General features: G+C 69.4%; 13 protein-coding genes and 10 pseudogenes. 14 read left to right on the plus strand and 9 right to left on the minus strand.

The features are described from left to right. Positions 1 to 35 precede the first annotated feature (35 nt). Together FF86_RS68315 and FF86_RS68320 are read left to right on the plus strand one after the other, a co-directional pair. Positions 36 to 465, plus strand: a 430-nt coding sequence (locus FF86_RS68315; RefSeq protein WP_396230084.1) for an LLM class flavin-dependent oxidoreductase, incomplete at its 3' end; no start/stop codon positions are given. Between the two features lies 1 nt (position 466). Beyond that, a pseudogene (locus FF86_RS68320) lies at positions 467 to 899 on the plus strand (LLM class flavin-dependent oxidoreductase); the annotation flags it as partial. 87 nt (positions 900 to 986) lie between these two features. Here FF86_RS68320 and FF86_RS25440 read toward each other — a convergent pair. The 3 genes from FF86_RS25440 to FF86_RS25450 form a co-directional block, all read right to left on the minus strand. After that, entirely contained in the window at positions 987 to 1,352 is a 366-nt protein-coding gene (locus tag FF86_RS25440; protein WP_128423385.1) for a hypothetical protein, read from the minus strand. A 296-nt stretch (positions 1,353 to 1,648) separates the two neighbouring features. Then, positions 1,649 to 2,170, minus strand: a complete 522-nt coding sequence (locus FF86_RS68325; protein WP_396230085.1) for a HEAT repeat domain-containing protein — start codon at positions 2,168 to 2,170, stop codon at positions 1,649 to 1,651. 419 nt (positions 2,171 to 2,589) lie between these two features. Further along, entirely contained in the window at positions 2,590 to 3,177 is a 588-nt protein-coding gene (locus tag FF86_RS25450) for a TetR/AcrR family transcriptional regulator (protein ID WP_161849188.1), read from the minus strand. A 315-nt stretch (positions 3,178 to 3,492) separates the two neighbouring features. On the opposite strand from FF86_RS25450, the gene FF86_RS57605 reads away from it, so the two are divergent. Further along, positions 3,493 to 4,740 carry a phosphotransferase gene (locus tag FF86_RS57605; RefSeq protein ID WP_242419588.1) on the plus strand — a complete coding sequence of 416 codons (1,248 nt, stop codon included), beginning with the start codon at positions 3,493 to 3,495 and terminating at the stop codon, positions 4,738 to 4,740. A 97-nt stretch (positions 4,741 to 4,837) separates the two neighbouring features. On the opposite strand, the gene FF86_RS36445 is transcribed toward FF86_RS57605, so the two are convergent. The 5 genes and pseudogenes from FF86_RS36445 to FF86_RS25470 all read right to left on the minus strand — a co-directional run. Then, on the minus strand, positions 4,838 to 5,266 hold a 429-nt coding region (locus tag FF86_RS36445), incomplete at its 5' end, for a WD40 repeat domain-containing protein (protein WP_396230081.1). 1 nt (position 5,267) lies between these two features. After that, positions 5,268 to 5,659, minus strand: a pseudogene (locus FF86_RS57610) (WD40 repeat domain-containing protein); the annotation flags it as partial. Positions 5,660 to 5,852: 193 nt separating this feature from the next. Next, a pseudogene (locus tag FF86_RS57615) lies at positions 5,853 to 6,169 on the minus strand (effector-associated domain EAD1-containing protein); the annotation flags it as partial. Between the two features lie 502 nt (positions 6,170 to 6,671). Beyond that, complete coding sequence (locus FF86_RS68330; RefSeq protein ID WP_396230082.1) at positions 6,672 to 7,598, minus strand: GDSL-type esterase/lipase family protein; 927 nt, start codon at positions 7,596 to 7,598, stop codon at positions 6,672 to 6,674. A 667-nt stretch (positions 7,599 to 8,265) separates the two neighbouring features. Further along, positions 8,266 to 8,505 (minus strand): VOC family protein, encoded by a 240-nt coding sequence (locus FF86_RS25470; RefSeq protein ID WP_082122200.1) that lies wholly within the window; start codon positions 8,503 to 8,505, stop codon positions 8,266 to 8,268. Positions 8,506 to 8,561: 56 nt separating this feature from the next. Here FF86_RS25470 and FF86_RS57620 point away from each other — a divergent pair. Together FF86_RS57620 and FF86_RS57625 are read left to right on the plus strand one after the other, a co-directional pair. Beyond that, on the plus strand, positions 8,562 to 8,876 hold a 315-nt coding region (locus FF86_RS57620), incomplete at its 3' end, for a TetR/AcrR family transcriptional regulator (RefSeq protein ID WP_242419577.1). A gap of 371 nt (positions 8,877 to 9,247) precedes the next feature. Further along, positions 9,248 to 9,538 (plus strand): annotated as a pseudogene (locus FF86_RS57625) (class I SAM-dependent methyltransferase); the annotation flags it as partial. 456 nt (positions 9,539 to 9,994) lie between these two features. Here FF86_RS57625 and FF86_RS25490 read toward each other — a convergent pair. Continuing rightward, the gene (locus FF86_RS25490; protein ID WP_044887624.1) at positions 9,995 to 10,360 is read right to left on the minus strand and encodes a DsrE family protein; all 366 of its coding nucleotides are present in this window, start codon (positions 10,358 to 10,360) and stop codon (positions 9,995 to 9,997) included. Positions 10,361 to 10,456: 96 nt separating this feature from the next. On the opposite strand from FF86_RS25490, the gene FF86_RS68335 reads away from it, so the two are divergent. The 9 genes and pseudogenes from FF86_RS68335 to groEL form a co-directional block, all read left to right on the plus strand. Then, positions 10,457 to 10,949, plus strand: a 493-nt coding sequence (locus FF86_RS68335; protein WP_396230083.1) for a TetR/AcrR family transcriptional regulator, incomplete at its 3' end; no start/stop codon positions are given. Position 10,950: 1 nt separating this feature from the next. Continuing rightward, positions 10,951 to 11,119 (plus strand): annotated as a pseudogene (locus FF86_RS68340) (hypothetical protein); the annotation flags it as partial. 193 nt (positions 11,120 to 11,312) lie between these two features. Next, a complete protein-coding gene (locus FF86_RS25500) occupies positions 11,313 to 11,927 on the plus strand; it encodes a class I SAM-dependent methyltransferase (protein WP_044887623.1) in 615 nt (204 codons plus the stop codon). A gap of 818 nt (positions 11,928 to 12,745) precedes the next feature. Beyond that, positions 12,746 to 13,149: pseudogene (locus FF86_RS57630) on the plus strand (MFS transporter); the annotation flags it as partial. Between the two features lies 1 nt (position 13,150). After that, positions 13,151 to 13,811 (plus strand): annotated as a pseudogene (locus FF86_RS57635) (MFS transporter); the annotation flags it as partial. A 435-nt stretch (positions 13,812 to 14,246) separates the two neighbouring features. After that, positions 14,247 to 14,735 carry a universal stress protein gene (locus FF86_RS25510; RefSeq protein WP_044887621.1) on the plus strand — a complete coding sequence of 163 codons (489 nt, stop codon included), beginning with the start codon at positions 14,247 to 14,249 and terminating at the stop codon, positions 14,733 to 14,735. A gap of 341 nt (positions 14,736 to 15,076) precedes the next feature. Beyond that, positions 15,077 to 15,272, plus strand: a pseudogene (locus FF86_RS57640) (TCP-1/cpn60 chaperonin family protein); the annotation flags it as partial. 1 nt (position 15,273) lies between these two features. Then, positions 15,274 to 15,370: pseudogene (locus FF86_RS57645) on the plus strand (hypothetical protein); the annotation flags it as partial. Between the two features lie 37 nt (positions 15,371 to 15,407). Continuing rightward, a pseudogene (gene groEL / locus FF86_RS57655) lies at positions 15,408 to 15,593 on the plus strand (chaperonin GroEL); the annotation flags it as partial.

Here is a 15,593-nt window from a genome sequence, read left to right on the forward strand (position 1 = left end):
ACGGGTCCCGACTGGTGTTCGGCGCCGGCGGTGCGGTGAGCGGGCTGTCCGCGTCGCAGACCCTGGACCTCGCCCAGAGCGCCGACGAGCTCGGCTACGACCTGTTCAGCCTGAGCGACCACCTGCACGGTCACAGCCGGACCGTCGAGCCGCTGGCCGCCCTGAGCTGGCTGGCCGGCCAGACCCGCCGCATCGAGCTGGCCACGAACGTCCTCGCGCTGCCCTACCGGCCGCCGGCGGTGGTCGCGAAGACAGCCGAGACGCTGGACCGGCTCTCCGGCGGCCGGTTCGTCCTCGGCCTGGGCGGGGGCGGATATGACGAGGAGTTCCGTGCCTTCGGACTGACCGAACGGACCCCCGGACAGAAGATCACCGGCCAGCGCGAGGCCATCGGGATCATCCGCGGGCTCTGGTCGAGCGAGTCGACCACCGTGCACGGCCGCGAGTTCTCCGTCGACGGCGCCCNCATCGAGCCTCGACCCGACCATCCGATCCCGATCTGGCTCGGATCGTACGGGCCGCGGGCGCTCGCGCTGACCGGTGAGCTCGCCGACGGCTGGCTGCCGTCCGTGGGCCGGATCGGCCTCGAGGGCGCCCGCCGAATGCGCGAGTCCGTGCTGGCGGCCGCCCGCGACGCAGGCCGCGATCCCGCCGCGATCACCTGCGCCTGCAATGTGATCGTGCGCGTCGGGCCGCCGCCGCAGCCGGGCTCGGGCGCGGTGACCGGCGGCGTCCAGGAGGTGATCGACCAGCTCCTGCAGATCGTGGCGGTCGGCTTCACCGCCCTGCTGCTGGCCATCCCGACCGTCGCCGAACAGGAGGTCGTGGCCCACGAGATCATCCCGGCCGTCCGCGCCGAGGTCGCCTCCCGCGGCCTACCGCCCACCCACGTCGGCTGACAACCAGCCGGTCGTCATGGCGCCCAACCCTTCGCGCTCGGGTTGGGCGCAGACGGACGGAATCGCGAGATGCCCATTGCCGAAGAACTAGCATCGCATGTCGTGGTCGCTGTTTGCCGTCGCGGTCAAGGCGAGGCCGCGGATACCCGGGTCGGACCTGTCGGCCTCGCCGGATTCACTCCGAAACGACACGTGCAGAAGCGTGGCGGTGCCTTCGATGGGCCTGGAGAAGCACAGGCCGGCCATGGCGAGTTGATGAGGGTCGTTCGGGGAACCGTCGGCGACCCACTGTTTCCAGCCGGCCGCGCGCAGAGCGTCGTGGTAGAAGTTCGTCACCTCGTCGGCCGTGCCGGGGAAGCGGTAGACACGCTCCGCGTGTGAGCTGCCGGAACTCGCATCGCAGCCGGAGCCCTGCTCTCGCAGACTCGCGGCAGCCGGACGCAGCTCGAGCACGGCGAGGTCGTCCAGCCTTCCGGCGAGCCGCGCGCTCCTGTCCGTACACCCGACCTCCGGTGATGAAGCNAAGAGCCCCGAGCNACCAGCCGCCGAGAACACGCCCAGCAGCGCACAGGCAGTGATCATAACTGTTGTGGTTCGGCCGCGAAACCTCGTCATCACAAAATATCAGTGTAAGCAGCATCCAGCCGGGCAGTACGGTCGGGCAACTACGCGAGGTTCACCCCTCGGACCGTTGCGCGGCCGGCCGCTGGGCGGCCGTACAACCCACGGGTACGGTGCCCACGATGACGTCAGCTATCAATCTCCTCGATTGTCCCAGGAAATTCCCTCACTCGCATTCCGTCCACCACGTGGCCGCGCATCCGCTGGAGCTCGGCGTCGGCAGGAATACCGACAGATCGCAGACCCTCGGGCGTGGTCTGGTGCAGGAAGGATCGGATCCACTCGAGCTCGGCACTGTCGCGCCGTCGCCAGTTCTTCGCGACTGCGGCGCAGGCGCGTTCGAATGCCTCCGGGTGGAGCTCCGCGTGCCGCGCGAGGTAGGTCAACTCCAGATCGATCATGGGCGAGTGCGGATCGGAGCCACGTACCACATCTTTCTCGAGCCGCGCGAGCACGGCGTCGACGGCACGGCTGTCGCCGACCACCGCAAGGGCCTTCAGCGCCGCTTCGCGGGTGGCCGGATCTCGCCGCCGCAGACTCCCCATCAGCCGATCGGTGCAGGAACCGTCCCCCCGCAACGCGAGTACAGTCAATCCGGCCGTTCTCAGATCACGATCCCCGTACTCCGTCAGGTCGGCGACTGCCCGCACCGCCTCCTCGCCCANCTGTTCCCGGCCGTAGAGCAAAGTAGAAAGACAGCGGTACCTTGCATAGGATCCTATGGNCGGGAGCGCACGCAGCAGAGCTGCCTCGCCCTCCGCGCCCGAGAGGACCAGGAGCCGTGCGGCGGCCGAGGCGAGGTCGGCATGGCGCACCTTCACGAGTTCGACCAACAGGTCACTCGGCGCCTGCAGGCACGACGATGCGGCCATCGCGTCGAGAATGACGACCCTGCGGGTGTCCGACTGTTCATCGGCGAGCCATTTCCCCAGAAGCTCGCACGCTGCGGGCTCCCGGCCCGCGGCGGCCTTTCCCACCTGCCTGGCGAGTCGGTCGAACTCCGCGTCTGTGAGTCGAGCCGAGTAACGCCGTTCGAAGGCAAGGATTGACCGCCCCGCACCACCAACCGTCATAGGCCGGGCTCCGGGGCGAGGATCCCGTGGAGCAGGACGTGCACGATGTCGTCGGCGCTCACGGCGTCTCCGCGCAGCCGGGCGGTCGACCACATCAGCTCCTGCAGAAGTCTCCGCAGGTCGATGGCCGCGAACCGCGGGGAGACGCGCCCGGCGGCGAGGGCCGCCTCAATGGACCGATCCCAGAGCTCGTCATGGGCGACCGCGTTGTCGCGGACCCGGGTGAGCAGCGGCGACTGGGCGACATACGCCCGGTCGCGGTAGTAGATCCGCGCGGCGTCCCGGTGGTGGACGAAGTTGTCGAGCGTCGCCCGGATCATCGCCTCAAGCCGGTCGGCAGGCTCCAGCGGGGCGTCGAGGATGGCGTCGTAGAGGCCGGTGATGTGCGCGTCGCTGCGGGTCAGAATGGCGGCGACGAGTTCGTCCTTCGACGCGAAGTGATGGTAGAGACTGGCGGCCTGTATGCCACAGGCATCGGCGATGACGCGCATCGTCGTGGCCTCGATGCCTCGCTCGGCGAACAGGCGGGCGCTCTCCCGCAGCACCACGTCGCGCTTGTTCACCCGGCCCGCTACCTGGCTCACCTCCGGGCCCGCCCGGGGTACGTGGCCGGCAGGAGGCACCTTTCCGCTCCGGCTAGCAGCCTAACAATCGTTAGGCTACTGTCGTCGGCGAGCCGCCGGCGCGTGCCGGGCGCGCATGTCAGGAGACCGACGCGACTGCCCGTGCGAGGGTGAGGGGAGCCGCGCCGAGGACTGCTGGACACCGGANGGACGATCATGGCTGCATCGGATGCCCGCGACACGGAGTTAAAGGACGACGGCCGCGTCATCGCCTGGCTGGAGTCCCTGCTCGGCGNCCAGGTCGTGTCGTGGGAGCGGCAGCCGAGATGGCGGCCCATGTGGTTCGTCGACATCGACCGCGGCGGCGCCACCGAACGCGTCGTCGTGCGTGGCGAACGGTCCGACACGTCTCTGATCTTCCCTCTCGAACACGAGATGCTGTTCCAGCGACTTCTCGACGAGCACGGTATCCCGGTCCCGCACGTGCACGGCTGGTGCGACGAACCGCGGTCGTACGCGATGGCCGCCGTCCCCGGCCGACCCGACTTCGCCGACACGACCACCGAGCAGCGCCGCGTGGTGGTCGACGAGTACCTGCAGGCCCTGGCGCGGATGCACCAGCTCCCGGTCGAGCCGTTCAAGGCCGCCGGGGTCATCTCCGGAACGTCGCCGAACGACTCCGCGATGATCGGAGTACGCCGGTTCGAGCAGCACTACCGATCGAGCAAGGTGCGCCCCGACCCGCTGATGGAGTTCGTCCTCGGCTGGCTGCGCCGCCACCCGCTGCCTGCCTCCGACCGCGAGGCCCCCATCGTCTGGGACTCCGGGCAGTTCCACCACGCCGACGGCCACCTCGTGGCCCTCGTCGACGTCGAAATCGGCCACATCGGCGACCCGATGATGGACCTCGCCGCCTGGCGGATGCGCGACACCGTCATCCCCTACGGCGAGTTCACCACGCTGTACGACCGGTACGCCGAGCTGACCAGCCGGCCCGTCGACCTCGCCGCCATCCAGTGGCACCACCTGTTCTTCACCCTCACCAACCAGCTGTCCTTCCACAACCCGCTGGCCCGCCCGACCCTGGACACCGACTACATGACCTACGCCCAGTGGGTCAGCGAGACGAACCTGCACGCCGTCGAGACCCTGGCCGAATACCTGGGCATCGACCTCGAACCCGTCGAGATCCCCGAGCCGGTGTCCTCGCCCGTCTCCACCCCGCACCAGCACCTGTCCCGCTCGCTGCGCTCGATCTCCGTCGAGGATCCGTACGTCACCTACCAGATCCGCATCGCCTTCCGCCTGGCCCGCCACCTCGAACGCGCCGACCAGATCGGCGCGGCCGTCACCGAAGCCGACCGGGAGGACCTCGCCCGGCTCACCGGCCACGCGCCGAAGAACTGGGACGAGTGCGAGACGGCGCTGGAGAACTTCGTCCTCGCCGACGAGGGACGCCACGACGCCGAACTCGTCGTCCTGTTCCACCGGCGCTGGCAGCGCTACAAGGCCCTGATGGGCCCCGCCGGCTCCGCCATGGCCGCCCACCACACGATGCAGCCCTTCGGCCGCTGGCTGGGCTGAACTCATGATGGGTCGGGCGCCCAGCCGCGATGCGCTACGCACCCACACACAGACCGAGTGACGGGTCATGACAGTTCGCCACCCAGGCGTGCGGCGGCTATTCCAGGGCGTGCAGGCGGATGGTCGCGTCACCGCTGGCGCTGGCCAGAAAACGTCCCCGCGGGTCGAACGCCACCGTCCAGATTGCGTCGTCGTGCGTGATGTGCGCCGTGTCGAACCCCCGCGGGTTCTTCCGGTCGTCAAGATCCCAGAGCCGCACTGTGCGGTCGGCGCCGGCGCTGGCAAGGATCTTTCCGTCACGGGAGAACGCCAGCGCCCGCACGGTGTCGTCGTGTCCGGGCAGCGGCTGGCCGAGCGGGCGGGGTTGCGCAGGACGGGTGACGTCCCACAGTCGCACCGAATGGTCCTGCCCTGCGGTCGCCAGGATGGTCCCGTTCGGCGAGAACGCCACCGCGAACAGCGGATTGTCCGGGTCGGCCAGTGGCTGGCGCGGATCCCAGAGTGGCCGAGGAGTGCTCGGGTCGGCNAGGCTCCACAGCTCGACGGCTCCATCCGCTCCCCCGCTGGCCATGATCGGCCGGCCCGGAGTGAAAGCAACCGAGGTCACCGCCGCGCTGTGCGTGGTCAGGGGTCGACCGAGCGCATGAGCGGTCTCCGGGTGGCGCACGTCCCACAGCCGCACGCTGTGATCGTCGCTGCCGCTGACCAGCGTCGTGCCGTCCGGAGAGAACGCGACCGAGAACACCGACTCCGAATGCCCGTGAAGCGTCGGGCCGAGCGGGCGAGCACCACGCACCGGCGCCGCCCAAACTGCCGCGTTCTGCACGTCGGGAAGGTCGGCGGCCTGCCCGGAGCCACCCTGTCTGGTCAGGGCCACAGCGCCAACGGTCGCCCCCAGGGCCACCACGGGCCCCGCCATCAGAAGAACGCCACGCCGCGTCGGCCGGCCGCGGCCGTGCGACGCGCTCGTCGAGCCGGCTCGCACCGCCTCCGGGGAGAACAGCCGGCCGGGGAACGGCACCGGCCCGGAGACCCCGTCGACATTCGCCGGGGCGGCTGTCTGCGCGCCGTCGGGAGGATCGTCCGCATGACCGGACGCCGGCCGCGTGGCNGCGGCGTCGGCTGCCGGTTCACCGTCGGCGCCGGCTTCGGCATCGCGGGCCTTGGCAGCTATGGCGGCGAAGACCTTGTTGGCGGGGTAGACCCGGCTGGCGGCGAGGAGGATCTGGCGCCGTCCGTCAACGACTGCCCCGCAGCCAAGGCGCACGTTGATCTCACGCCAATAGTCCAGCGGACGCTGCGAGGTCCACACCGGTTGCTGCGACCGCTCCAACCCGGCCTGCTCGAGCAGGGACCTGGCGTTTTCCGGAAGGTGGAAAGCACGCGCGAGCTCCCGCACCTCCTGTTCAGTCAACCTGTCCGTCACCATTCCCCCGAGACCAGGCCGTCACGTGGAACGCCCGCGACGGTGGATGCCGCGCACCATCGCCCCTCCCGGACGGACCATGCCCGCCGATCGTACGCGGTCGGAAGATAGGGAAACGACACCTGGCAGCGGGGTTGTCATGCTGCTTTCCCACGAATGTCGTCATCCCTATCCGGACGACATGAGCGACGGGCCGTCCGGATCGCCTCGGCTGGCGGGGCTCGCCGTCGACGCCGAACCGTGGAGCGGGCCCAGGGCGTCGTCATCGGACAACCATCACGTTAGGGATCTTGAAGGGGCCCTGCCGACCGTCTCCAGGCTGATCTTCGCCGGCCTTCCCGGGCCAGCCACTGGCACGGCTCTCGGGCTACCCGTCTCGGATGTCGAGGGGTCGACGGACGCCAGTCCGGTGCGGACGTCCCGGCCGCCGGCGACGTCGCGCCGACACGATCTGGTCCACGGAACTCACTCGAACCATGATTCGATCAGGGTTGGCACGAACGATTTAGAAGGTCGGGACCACCGGGGGCGGGCGGAGCGGCGCGCCGGCGCTGGCACCCACGACGGCGGCTATCGCGCGCTGGCCGTCCGCGAGAGGGTGGCCGCGCAGGTTGCCGCCGTTGCGGCCGAGGTCGTAGATCCACGGATCGCGGCTGCACAGCTCGTGGCCGTTCAGCGCGTCCGCCACGGAGACGTAGGTGGCTTCGCCGGTGGTCGCGGCGACCCGAAGGCGGCCGTCGAGGTAGTCCTGCACCTGGTTCAGATGGGTCAGCTCGGTGGGCGTCAGCCACCCGCAGCGCGTCGTGTCCGCGATGAGCCGCGGAAAGAGCCGCGGATAGCCGACCACGACGACGCGGGCCTGCGGCGCGGCCTTATGGATGGCGGGAATCACCTCCTGCTGAACACGGGCGGCCACGTCGTCGATCTTGCGCTCCTCCTTCTCCGGCTGCTGTACGCACTGCCACACGAAGCAGGTCTCCAGCGTGGAGCTGAATCCGAGGTCGTTTCCACCGATGGTCACGGTCACCACGCCCACCGGCTTATCCCGGTTGATCTTCTCGAGCCGGGACACCTGGGAGGTGGAGTCGAGTCCGCCCGGGTGCTGGCCGCGGAACAGGACATCGTCGATCTCGGCCCCCGAGCAGGCGAGATGACCATTCCCGGCGATGCTGCCGGAGCCGTCGACGCCGAGCAGACGGGGCCACGCCTGCGGGCTGCGGTGGCAGTCATCCTTCGTGGTCGCGGTGCCGTCGTCGAACGGTGGGTTGCCCTCGCCAGAGGAATAGGAGTCGCCGAGGGCGACATAGGTCGTAGGAGCGTGCGTGTCGGTCGCCCAGACGGCGACATGGCCAGGCGCGTACAGGACGAGATTGCCGTCGTTCTGAAGCTCCAGCTGCCCGCCGCGGTGGTCGTCCGTACCCGTACTCCAGATGGNCCGGTGGCCCGGCGCGTAGACGACGAGATTGCCGTCCGGCTGCATCTCCAGCGTGGAGCCGGTATTTCCATCGGTTTCGGTCGACCATCTGGCGACGTGCCCGCGGCCAAACAGGACGGCATTTCCGTCGTCCTGCATCGTGAGTTCCCAGACGCCGTCCGGCGAATGAATGCTCTGCCTCGGCCACAGCGTCTCGCTGCCGGCCAGCGCCGTGGGCGCGGCCGTGGCAGCCGTCGTGGACAGACAGCTGAGCCCCGCCGCCACGGCAGCGACGAGGGCGTACCGGCGCATTCGGCCATGCCGGCGTGTTCTCGCGCTTCTCACGCTTTCCCCCGGCTCCCAGCGGACCCGGCACAGAGTCCGTTGCGGGAAGAATGATAGCAGGCGAGCCAGATCACCCGAAAGGCCGGGTAATACCCGGCGTCCAAGCGGGAAAATCCTGGTCCCTACGGCGTTCGGCCGGGTAGCACGGCGGAATGCTCCAGCCCGAACCGTTCGAATCCCGTGAAGCCGGTCTGGTCGAGCGATCCGGGGCGCACAGCCGCACCATGATCGGTTGNGCGCCGGCGGGGACTGCATACGGAGTGAGCAGTGCGGGCGGTGCGGGCGCAGGCGCGGTCACCGAGTGCTCGTCGAGGGACCGCGCACCGCGCGGTCGGACCGGTCAGAAGGTGGGGGTCGGGGTGGGAAGGACGGTGGCGAGGGCGGCGGCGCGCTTGGGGTCGTGCCGAAGCGCGATCTGGGTCGTGCCGTCCGGGGCCTTGAGGGCGACGCCACGGAGCTCACCGTCCTCGGTGAACTCGATCGCCACCTCCAGCCCGAGCACCCGTAGGTACCACTCGCTGCTGGCGCGGACGTCGCTGATCGGGATCTTCACGTGGTGGATCGGTGCGAGGTCGGGCATGATCCCTCCTTTAGCTAGAGCCGACTCTAGCGAGTTACTGGAGTAGTCTCTAGCGAGTGAGTGATCCCGTCAAGGACAGGCCGAGTCGGGTCAAGAACAGGCCGAGTCGGGCCGAGAAGACCAGGCTGACCAGGCGACGGATCATCGCCGCGGCGGCGGACCTGTTCCTCGACCAGGGCTACGGCGCGACGACGCTCGACCAGGTCGCGGCGCGCGCGGGCGTCGCCGTGCAGACCGTCTACTTCCACTTCGGGAACAAGGCGACGCTGCTCAAGGAAGCGCTCGACGTGGCCGCCGTCGGCGACGACGAGCCGGTCGCGCTACTTGACCGGCCGTGGCTCGAGGAGCTGACCGCCGAGCCCGACCCAGTCNGTGTGATCGAGCTCTGGACGAACGGCAGCCGCGAGATCATGGGGCGGGTGGCGCCGCTGCTCGCCGTAGTTCGCGGCACCGTCGGCACCGATCCGGACCTCGCGGCGCAGTGGGGCGTGAACGAGGGCCAGCGCCGCGTCGCGTTCCGCGCTCTCGCCGACCTGCTCGCCGACCGCGCGGCCCTCCGCCCGGGGCTCACCGTCGAGGACGCCGCCGATCTGGCCTTCCTGATCACCAGCGCCGAGAACTACATCGTCGCCACGGGTACCCTCGGCTGGTCGCCGGAACGCTGGCAGAGCGCCACGGTCACGCTGCTCGTCTGGGAGCTGCTCGGCGCAACGGCCGCCCAGGCCCCCGATAAGGAGTCGTGATGGGCTTCTATGACGACCAGGTGCTGCCCCGCATCGTCGATCTCGTCCTCGGCCGGCCGGTGGCGCAGGCCAGGGCGCGCGTCACGGCCGGGCTGTCCGGCGAGATCCTGGAGATCGGCTTCGGGTCGGGACGCAACATCGCGCACCTTCCAGCGACAGTCACCCGCCTGCTCGCGGTCGAGCCCGCCGCCGTCGGACGCACACTCGCCGCACCCCGCATCGCCGCCGCACCCGTCACGGTCGAGTTCGTCGGCGACGACGGCCAGGCACTGCACCTTCCGGACGCGTCGGCAGGAACGCAACGCCGCCCTAGGGGTCACCGCCGAGTACCTGAACGGCGAGTTCGCCCGACTCGAGGAACTGCGGCGCCGTGCGGCANGGTGAGGTGTGGGCGCGGGCCGACGCTCCCGCGCACGCGCTGATCGTGTCCGCCGACCTGTACAACAACGCCAACACCGGCCGAGTCGTGGTCTGCCCCGTCGTGCCGGGTGAGCCGCTGCCGTTCGACAACCACGCCGCCGACGTCGGGATCACGGTTCCCGTCTCGGGCACGGTGCTGCCCGAGCTCGTGGCCTGGATGCCGACCTCAGGCCTGTCGCACCGGCTCGGCGCCGTCCCGCCCGAAGCCTGGCAACGCGCCGACCAGGTCCTGCGCCGCCTCCTCGGTCACTGACGCAGGCCAGGCCGCGCCAGTCTCCGCCGCCGACTACCCACAGGGCGATGAGGTGGCCGTCGCGGCCGACGGCTCAGTAGCTGAAGGTCGTCGCGCCGTCGTCGCCGATCCAGTTCCACATCGGGACCGTGCCGTTCAGCTCCGCGCCCTCGATCAGCACGCTGGCGTCGATCTTGCGGGCGTCGACGCAGATCGGGCACACGAAGTAGCGGCCACCGGCGATCCGGTAGCGCTCGACAAGCGACTCCAGCGGTGGGCAGCCAGCACACCCCTCACCCTTCGCGTCGCCGGGCAGGGCGAGCCGGACCGCCTCCTGGGTCAGGAACATGAGCGTCTCCTTGCCGGTCTCCGCGGCGCCGACCGCCACGAGAAACGCGACGGTGACCTTCTCCAGGTCCTCGAGACCCGTGGTCAGGCTGATAACCGCCTTGCTCGCCATCGGCGAACCCTCCTTCAGGAAGAGTCAGAACGAACGTTCGTGTTTACTAGATTAGAGTACGAACGATCGTCTTGCACGTCAACTAGGATGTGGGTCATGGCGGAGAGGGCAGCGCACACACGCCAGCGGCGAGCCGACGGGGAGCGCACCCGCGCCGCGATCCTCGACGCGGCGATGCGGCTGTCGACCGTCGACGGCCTCGAGGGCCTGAGCATCGGCAACCTCGCCAAGGACCTGGGCATGAGCAAGGGCGGCGTCTACGCCCACTTCGACTCCAAGCAGGACCTGCAGCTCGCCACCGTCGACGCGGCCGGCGCCGTCTTCCAGTCGGAGGTCATCGCGCCGGCGGTGGTGGCCGACCCGGGGGTGCCGCAGCTGCTCGCGTTCTGCGACGCCTTCTTCGATCATCTCGAACGGCGGGTCTTCCCCGGCGGGTGCTTCTTCGCGGGCGCCGCGCTGGAGATGGGGACGCACCGCGGACCGGTACAGGAGAAGGTCGCCGAGTTCCACTCCGGATTCGTCCAGCTCATCCGCGACTTCGTGCGAACGGCGATCGGACTTCGGCAACTGCCGCTCGACGAGGACCCGGNGGGGCTCGCCCTGGAGCTCAACGGCACGCTCCTGGCCACCGACGCGAGCTTCGTGATGTACGACGATCCCTCGGTACTGGACCTGGGCCGCCGCGTGGTGCGCCGTCGCCTGGGCCTCACCGAGGCGAGACGAAACGAATCACCAGAGGAAGCCAGTAATCCGCAGTAAGTATTCGGTGACGAGTACCGCATCGCCGCCCGACTACTTCCCCAGAAGATCACCTTGACCACACAAGGCCAGCTCACGGGTCGAAACCCGGCTTCTTACGATCGACCCGGCGGGAGCTGCGAGGTCCGGCATGATCCCTCCTACCGGCACTGCTCGGCGCAACGGCCGCCCAGGCCCCCGATAAGGAGTCGTGATGGGCTTCTATGACGACCAGGTGCTGCCCCGCATCGTCGATCTCGTCCTCGGCCGGCCGGTGGAGAAGGCCAGGGCGCGCGTCACGGCCGGGCTGTCCGGCGAGATCCTGGAGATCGGCTTCGGGTCGGGACGCAACATCGCGCACCTTCCGGCGACAGTCACCCGCCTGCTCGCGGTCGAGCCCGCCGCCGCCGGACGCACACTCGCCGCACCCCGCATCGCCGCCGCACCCGTCACGGTCGAGTTCGTCGGCGACGATGGTCAGGCGCTGCACCTTCCGGACGCGTCGGTCGACCACGTCCTGACCACCTGGACACTGTGCACCATCCCCGACACCGAACGGGCACTACGCGAGATCCATCGCGTGCTGCGGCCCGGCGGCACCCTGCACTTCACCGAGCACGGCCGCTCGCCCCGGCCCACCGTCGCCCACTGGCAGGACCGGCTCACACCCATCTGGAGCAGGATCGCCGGAGGCTGCCGCCTCAACCGCCAGATCGACGACCTGGTCGAGAAGTCCGGACTGGCCCTGCAGTCGGCCAGCACCTATCCGATGCGCGGGACGGCCCAACTCGGCTTCGCCTACGAGGGCATCGCGTCGAAACCGACCTGATGCCCCGAGCGCGGGGCTACGGAGGCGCCGCCCGCGGACGCAAAGACAATGGTCGAGACCCCACAATGCAGAACATCAGCCTCGGCGTTCAGCATCCCAGCAATGCCCGGCGCCCCTACCCGGCGGGNCGGGGGTTTGGNGATAGACCCACGACCGGCGCAGGCGGCACCGATCGTGCGGCCAGGTCAACCGCGGTCCGCTGATGTCGGCCGGTGTTCGCGGGACTGCCGGTGTTCGCGGGACTGGTTGTACCGATGGCCGCACTGCACTGGGCAAACTACGACCTGCCCGACGACGCGGTGGTCGCTCCACACCACGGACCACCGTCTCAGTAAGTCACTAAATAACCACCATCCGTGCGCCACGTGCGTGGACTCCGCTCCGGGCGACAACGGCCCGGCTGGCCGGGACCACTCGGTCCGCCGTCACCGCGCTGGCGGATGCACACGGCACCCACCCCGCCCACCAACCGCCCAGCCGGACGACCCCCGTCCCGCCAAGCGACGACACGGCCGAGCGAAGGCCGAGGTCGCAGCCCGATCCTGAGCTGAGACCAGAGCCGGGCCATGGACCGAGGCCCGGACCGACCAGAGCGAGGACCGAAGCCGAGGCCCGGGCCGGCGGCGAGAGGCGAATGCCGGAGGCGCGTCGGGTATTCCTGACAAAGCCAGCCTTTAGCCGATGGTAACGATTCTCACAGTCCGCCCGCCCCTCTGTTCGTCCGGCCGAGGACGAGTAAGGGTATTAGGGGGAAAGTCCCCGTTTTCGCATCCCGATCTTTCCCCTGGATCCCGCACGCCTAAAATCAGAAGGTATTGATGCGTCAAGGTCCTCTTGCTGGCAGATACGCTGCTTCCGCAGCCATGGTGATATTCGCACTTATTCCCTACCTGGCTCTGTCGGCCGCGCTGGAGCCGTTGGCGCCGATCGTCGCCAAGCAACTGCACATGAGCGCGCAGACGATGAGCATCAGCTCGGGCCTGGGCAACGCGGCCTACGCGCTGGGGACGGTGCTCGCCGTCCAGCTGGGTCTGCACCTGCCGCAACGGCGGATGCTGCTCGTCTACGCGGTCGTGCTCGTCGTCGGATCAGTGCTGACGGCGGCGGCGCAGGACGCCGCCATGTTCATCGTCGGCCACCTGTTGCAGGGCCTGGCCACCAGCATGCTGCTGATCGCTGCGGCCCCTGCGCTGGCGATCGGCTACCCGCGCGAGAAGCTGCGNACCACCGTCATGATCATGAATATGGGTATCTTCGGCGCGGTCGCGCTCGGGCCGTTCATCGGTGGTCTGCAGGCTGACGCCAACGCCTGGCGACCGCTGTTCTGGGTCGTCACCGGGGTCTCGGTGCTGGCGCTGCTGCTGGTCGTGCTCACCTTCGAGGACGCACCGCCGGCGAACCCCGACGCCCCGCGCGACCTGCCGGCGATCGCGCTGTCCGCGGTCGGCAGCCTGGCGGCCTTCCTGGGCGCGTCCGAACTGACCAGCCACAGCTTCCTGGACGTCGAGGTGATCGCGCCGCTGCTCGGCGGGCTGGCACTGATCGTCATTCTCGTCGTCTACCAGTACCGGGCCGCGCAGCCGCTGCTGATGGTCCGGGAGATGCTCACCAGCTCGATCCCGGTCGCGGGCGTGGTGATCGCGCTGTTCGCTGCGGCGGCGTCGGTGTCCGCGACGGGACTGACCGCCGCGGTGCTCGCGGAGAAATACGGCCCGGTGCGCGTCGGGCTGCTCTACCTGCCCGAACTCGGCGGCGCGGTGATCGCCGCGATCGCGTTCGGCTTCGTCATCACCCGGCGTTCCGTGCACTACATGCCGCTCGTGGGCATGGTCCTGCTTGCCGCCGGAATCCTGGTCTTCTGGTTCGCGATGCCGGCGAGCCAGCNGCTGGCGCTGGTCGGCTCGGCACTGACCGGGCTCGCCCTCGGCGCCACGGTCGCTCCGGCGTTGTTCGTGGCCGGTTTCTCCCTGCCGTCCGCCAACCTTCAGCGCGTGTTCGCCCTGGTCGAACTGCTACGTGCGGTCGCCGCCTTCATGATCGCACCGATCTTCGCTCATTTCGCGGCCACGGTGACCGGCGATCTCAACGAGGGAACGAACATCGCCCTGTGGATCGGCCTTGGCCTGGCCCTCGTCGGCGGCGCCATCGGCGTCGCGATCTACGCCCTGAGCGGTGCCCGCCCGCAGGCCCCCGACGTCGACACGTTCCTGGGTGCGCTGCGTCCGGCCTGGTACTCTCCCCCGCTGCTGGCCAGAGTCCGCCGAACCCACCTGGATGATCTGGACCTCGCCCTCCCCGTCCCGGAAAGCGTCGACTGACATGACCTCACCCCACACTGACGCCGTGCAGCCCGATGCCCGAGCTGGCCACACCGGCCTGGTGCTGTTCGCGTATGACGGCAGTGACGTCGCCGGCCACGCCATCCAGTACGCCGCAACGCAGCTTCCGCCCGGACGCGAGGCGCTCATCCTGTGCGCCTGGCAGCCGGCCGATGTCGGATTCACCCCGGTCGGCTCGCAGCATTTCGACGCGAACAGTGCCGCCGAGGTCGAGAAGGCCGCGGCCGACATCGCCGCGCACGGTGCCCACCTCGCGGACGCCGCCGGATTCCGCGCCCAGAGCGCCACCGTCCAGGCGGCACCGACCTGGAAGGGCATCGTCGCCACCGCCACCGAGCGCCAGGCGGAGCTCATCGTTGTCGGCGCCCATCGGCACTCCCGGCTGGCCGGCCACCTGCTCGGCAGCGTGGCCAGCTCCGTCGTCGCCCATGCCCCCGGCGCCGTGCTGGTCGTCCACCAGCGCGACTGATCCAGGCCGGTCAGGCCAGGCAGGTCAGGCCAGGCAGGCTTCCCGCAGCCGCGGATCGGCCTCCGCANGAAGGCCCCACTTCGGGGTGAGATGACGGCGGACCCGGCTCCGACGTGGTGGTGACCTCGTTTTCGGGGGTTCTGCGCGCTATACAGTGGCTGGCACTCAGCGAGGTCGAGTGCCAATCCTCGGTGCGACGGGTGCCTGCAGAAACGGGAGCACCATCCGCGGTGCCGGGCACCCCATCGATGACTGGTACCTCTCCGCGCAGGCTTGCCCCCCTGAGAGGACCCATCACGCATGGCAAAGATGATCGCCTTCGATGAGGAGGCTCGGCGCGNCCTGGAGCGCGGCATGAACCAGCTGGCCGATGCGGTCAAGGTCACGCTCGGTCCGAAGGGTCGCAACGTCGTTCTGGCGAGCAAGTTCGGTCTCCCCACGATCACCAACGACGGGGTGAGCATCGCCAGAGAGATCGAGCTGGAGAACTCCTACGAACGGATCGGTGCGGAGCTCGTCAAGGAAGTCGCGAAGAAGNCCAACGACGTCGCGGGTGACGGCACCACGACCGCGACGATCCTGGCTCAGGCGCTGGTGCGGGAGGGTCTGCGCAACGTGGCCGCCGGCGCGAACCCNCTGGGCCTGAAGAAGGGCATCGAGGTCGCGGTCGANCGGGTCTCCGAGGAGCTGTCGAAGCAGGCCAAGGAGGTCGAGACCAAGGAGCAGATCGCCTCCACCGCCTCGATCTCGGCCGGTGACTCGGCGATCGGTGGTCTGATCGCCGAGGCGCTGGACAAGGTCGGTAAGGAAGGTGTTGTCACCGTCGAGGAGAGCAACACCTTCGGCCTGGAGCTTGAG

The organism is Frankia sp. CpI1-P, assembly GCF_001421075.1.
Classification (GTDB): domain Bacteria; phylum Actinomycetota; class Actinomycetes; order Frankiales; family Frankiaceae; genus Frankia; species Frankia torreyi.

Coding starts and splice junctions, on each gene's coding strand:
- FF86_RS57605 (WP_242419588.1), top strand. CDS start 3,493: ATGTGGTTCGTCGACATCGACCGCGGCGGCGCCACCGAACGCGTCGTC.
- FF86_RS25470 (WP_082122200.1), bottom strand. CDS start 8,505: ATGCCCGACCTCGCACCGATCCACCACGTGAAGATCCCGATCAGCGAC.
- FF86_RS25490 (WP_044887624.1), bottom strand. CDS start 10,360: ATGGCGAGCAAGGCGGTTATCAGCCTGACCACGGGTCTCGAGGACCTG.
- FF86_RS25500 (WP_044887623.1), top strand. CDS start 11,313: ATGGGCTTCTATGACGACCAGGTGCTGCCCCGCATCGTCGATCTCGTC.
- FF86_RS25510 (WP_044887621.1), top strand. CDS start 14,247: ATGACCTCACCCCACACTGACGCCGTGCAGCCCGATGCCCGAGCTGGC.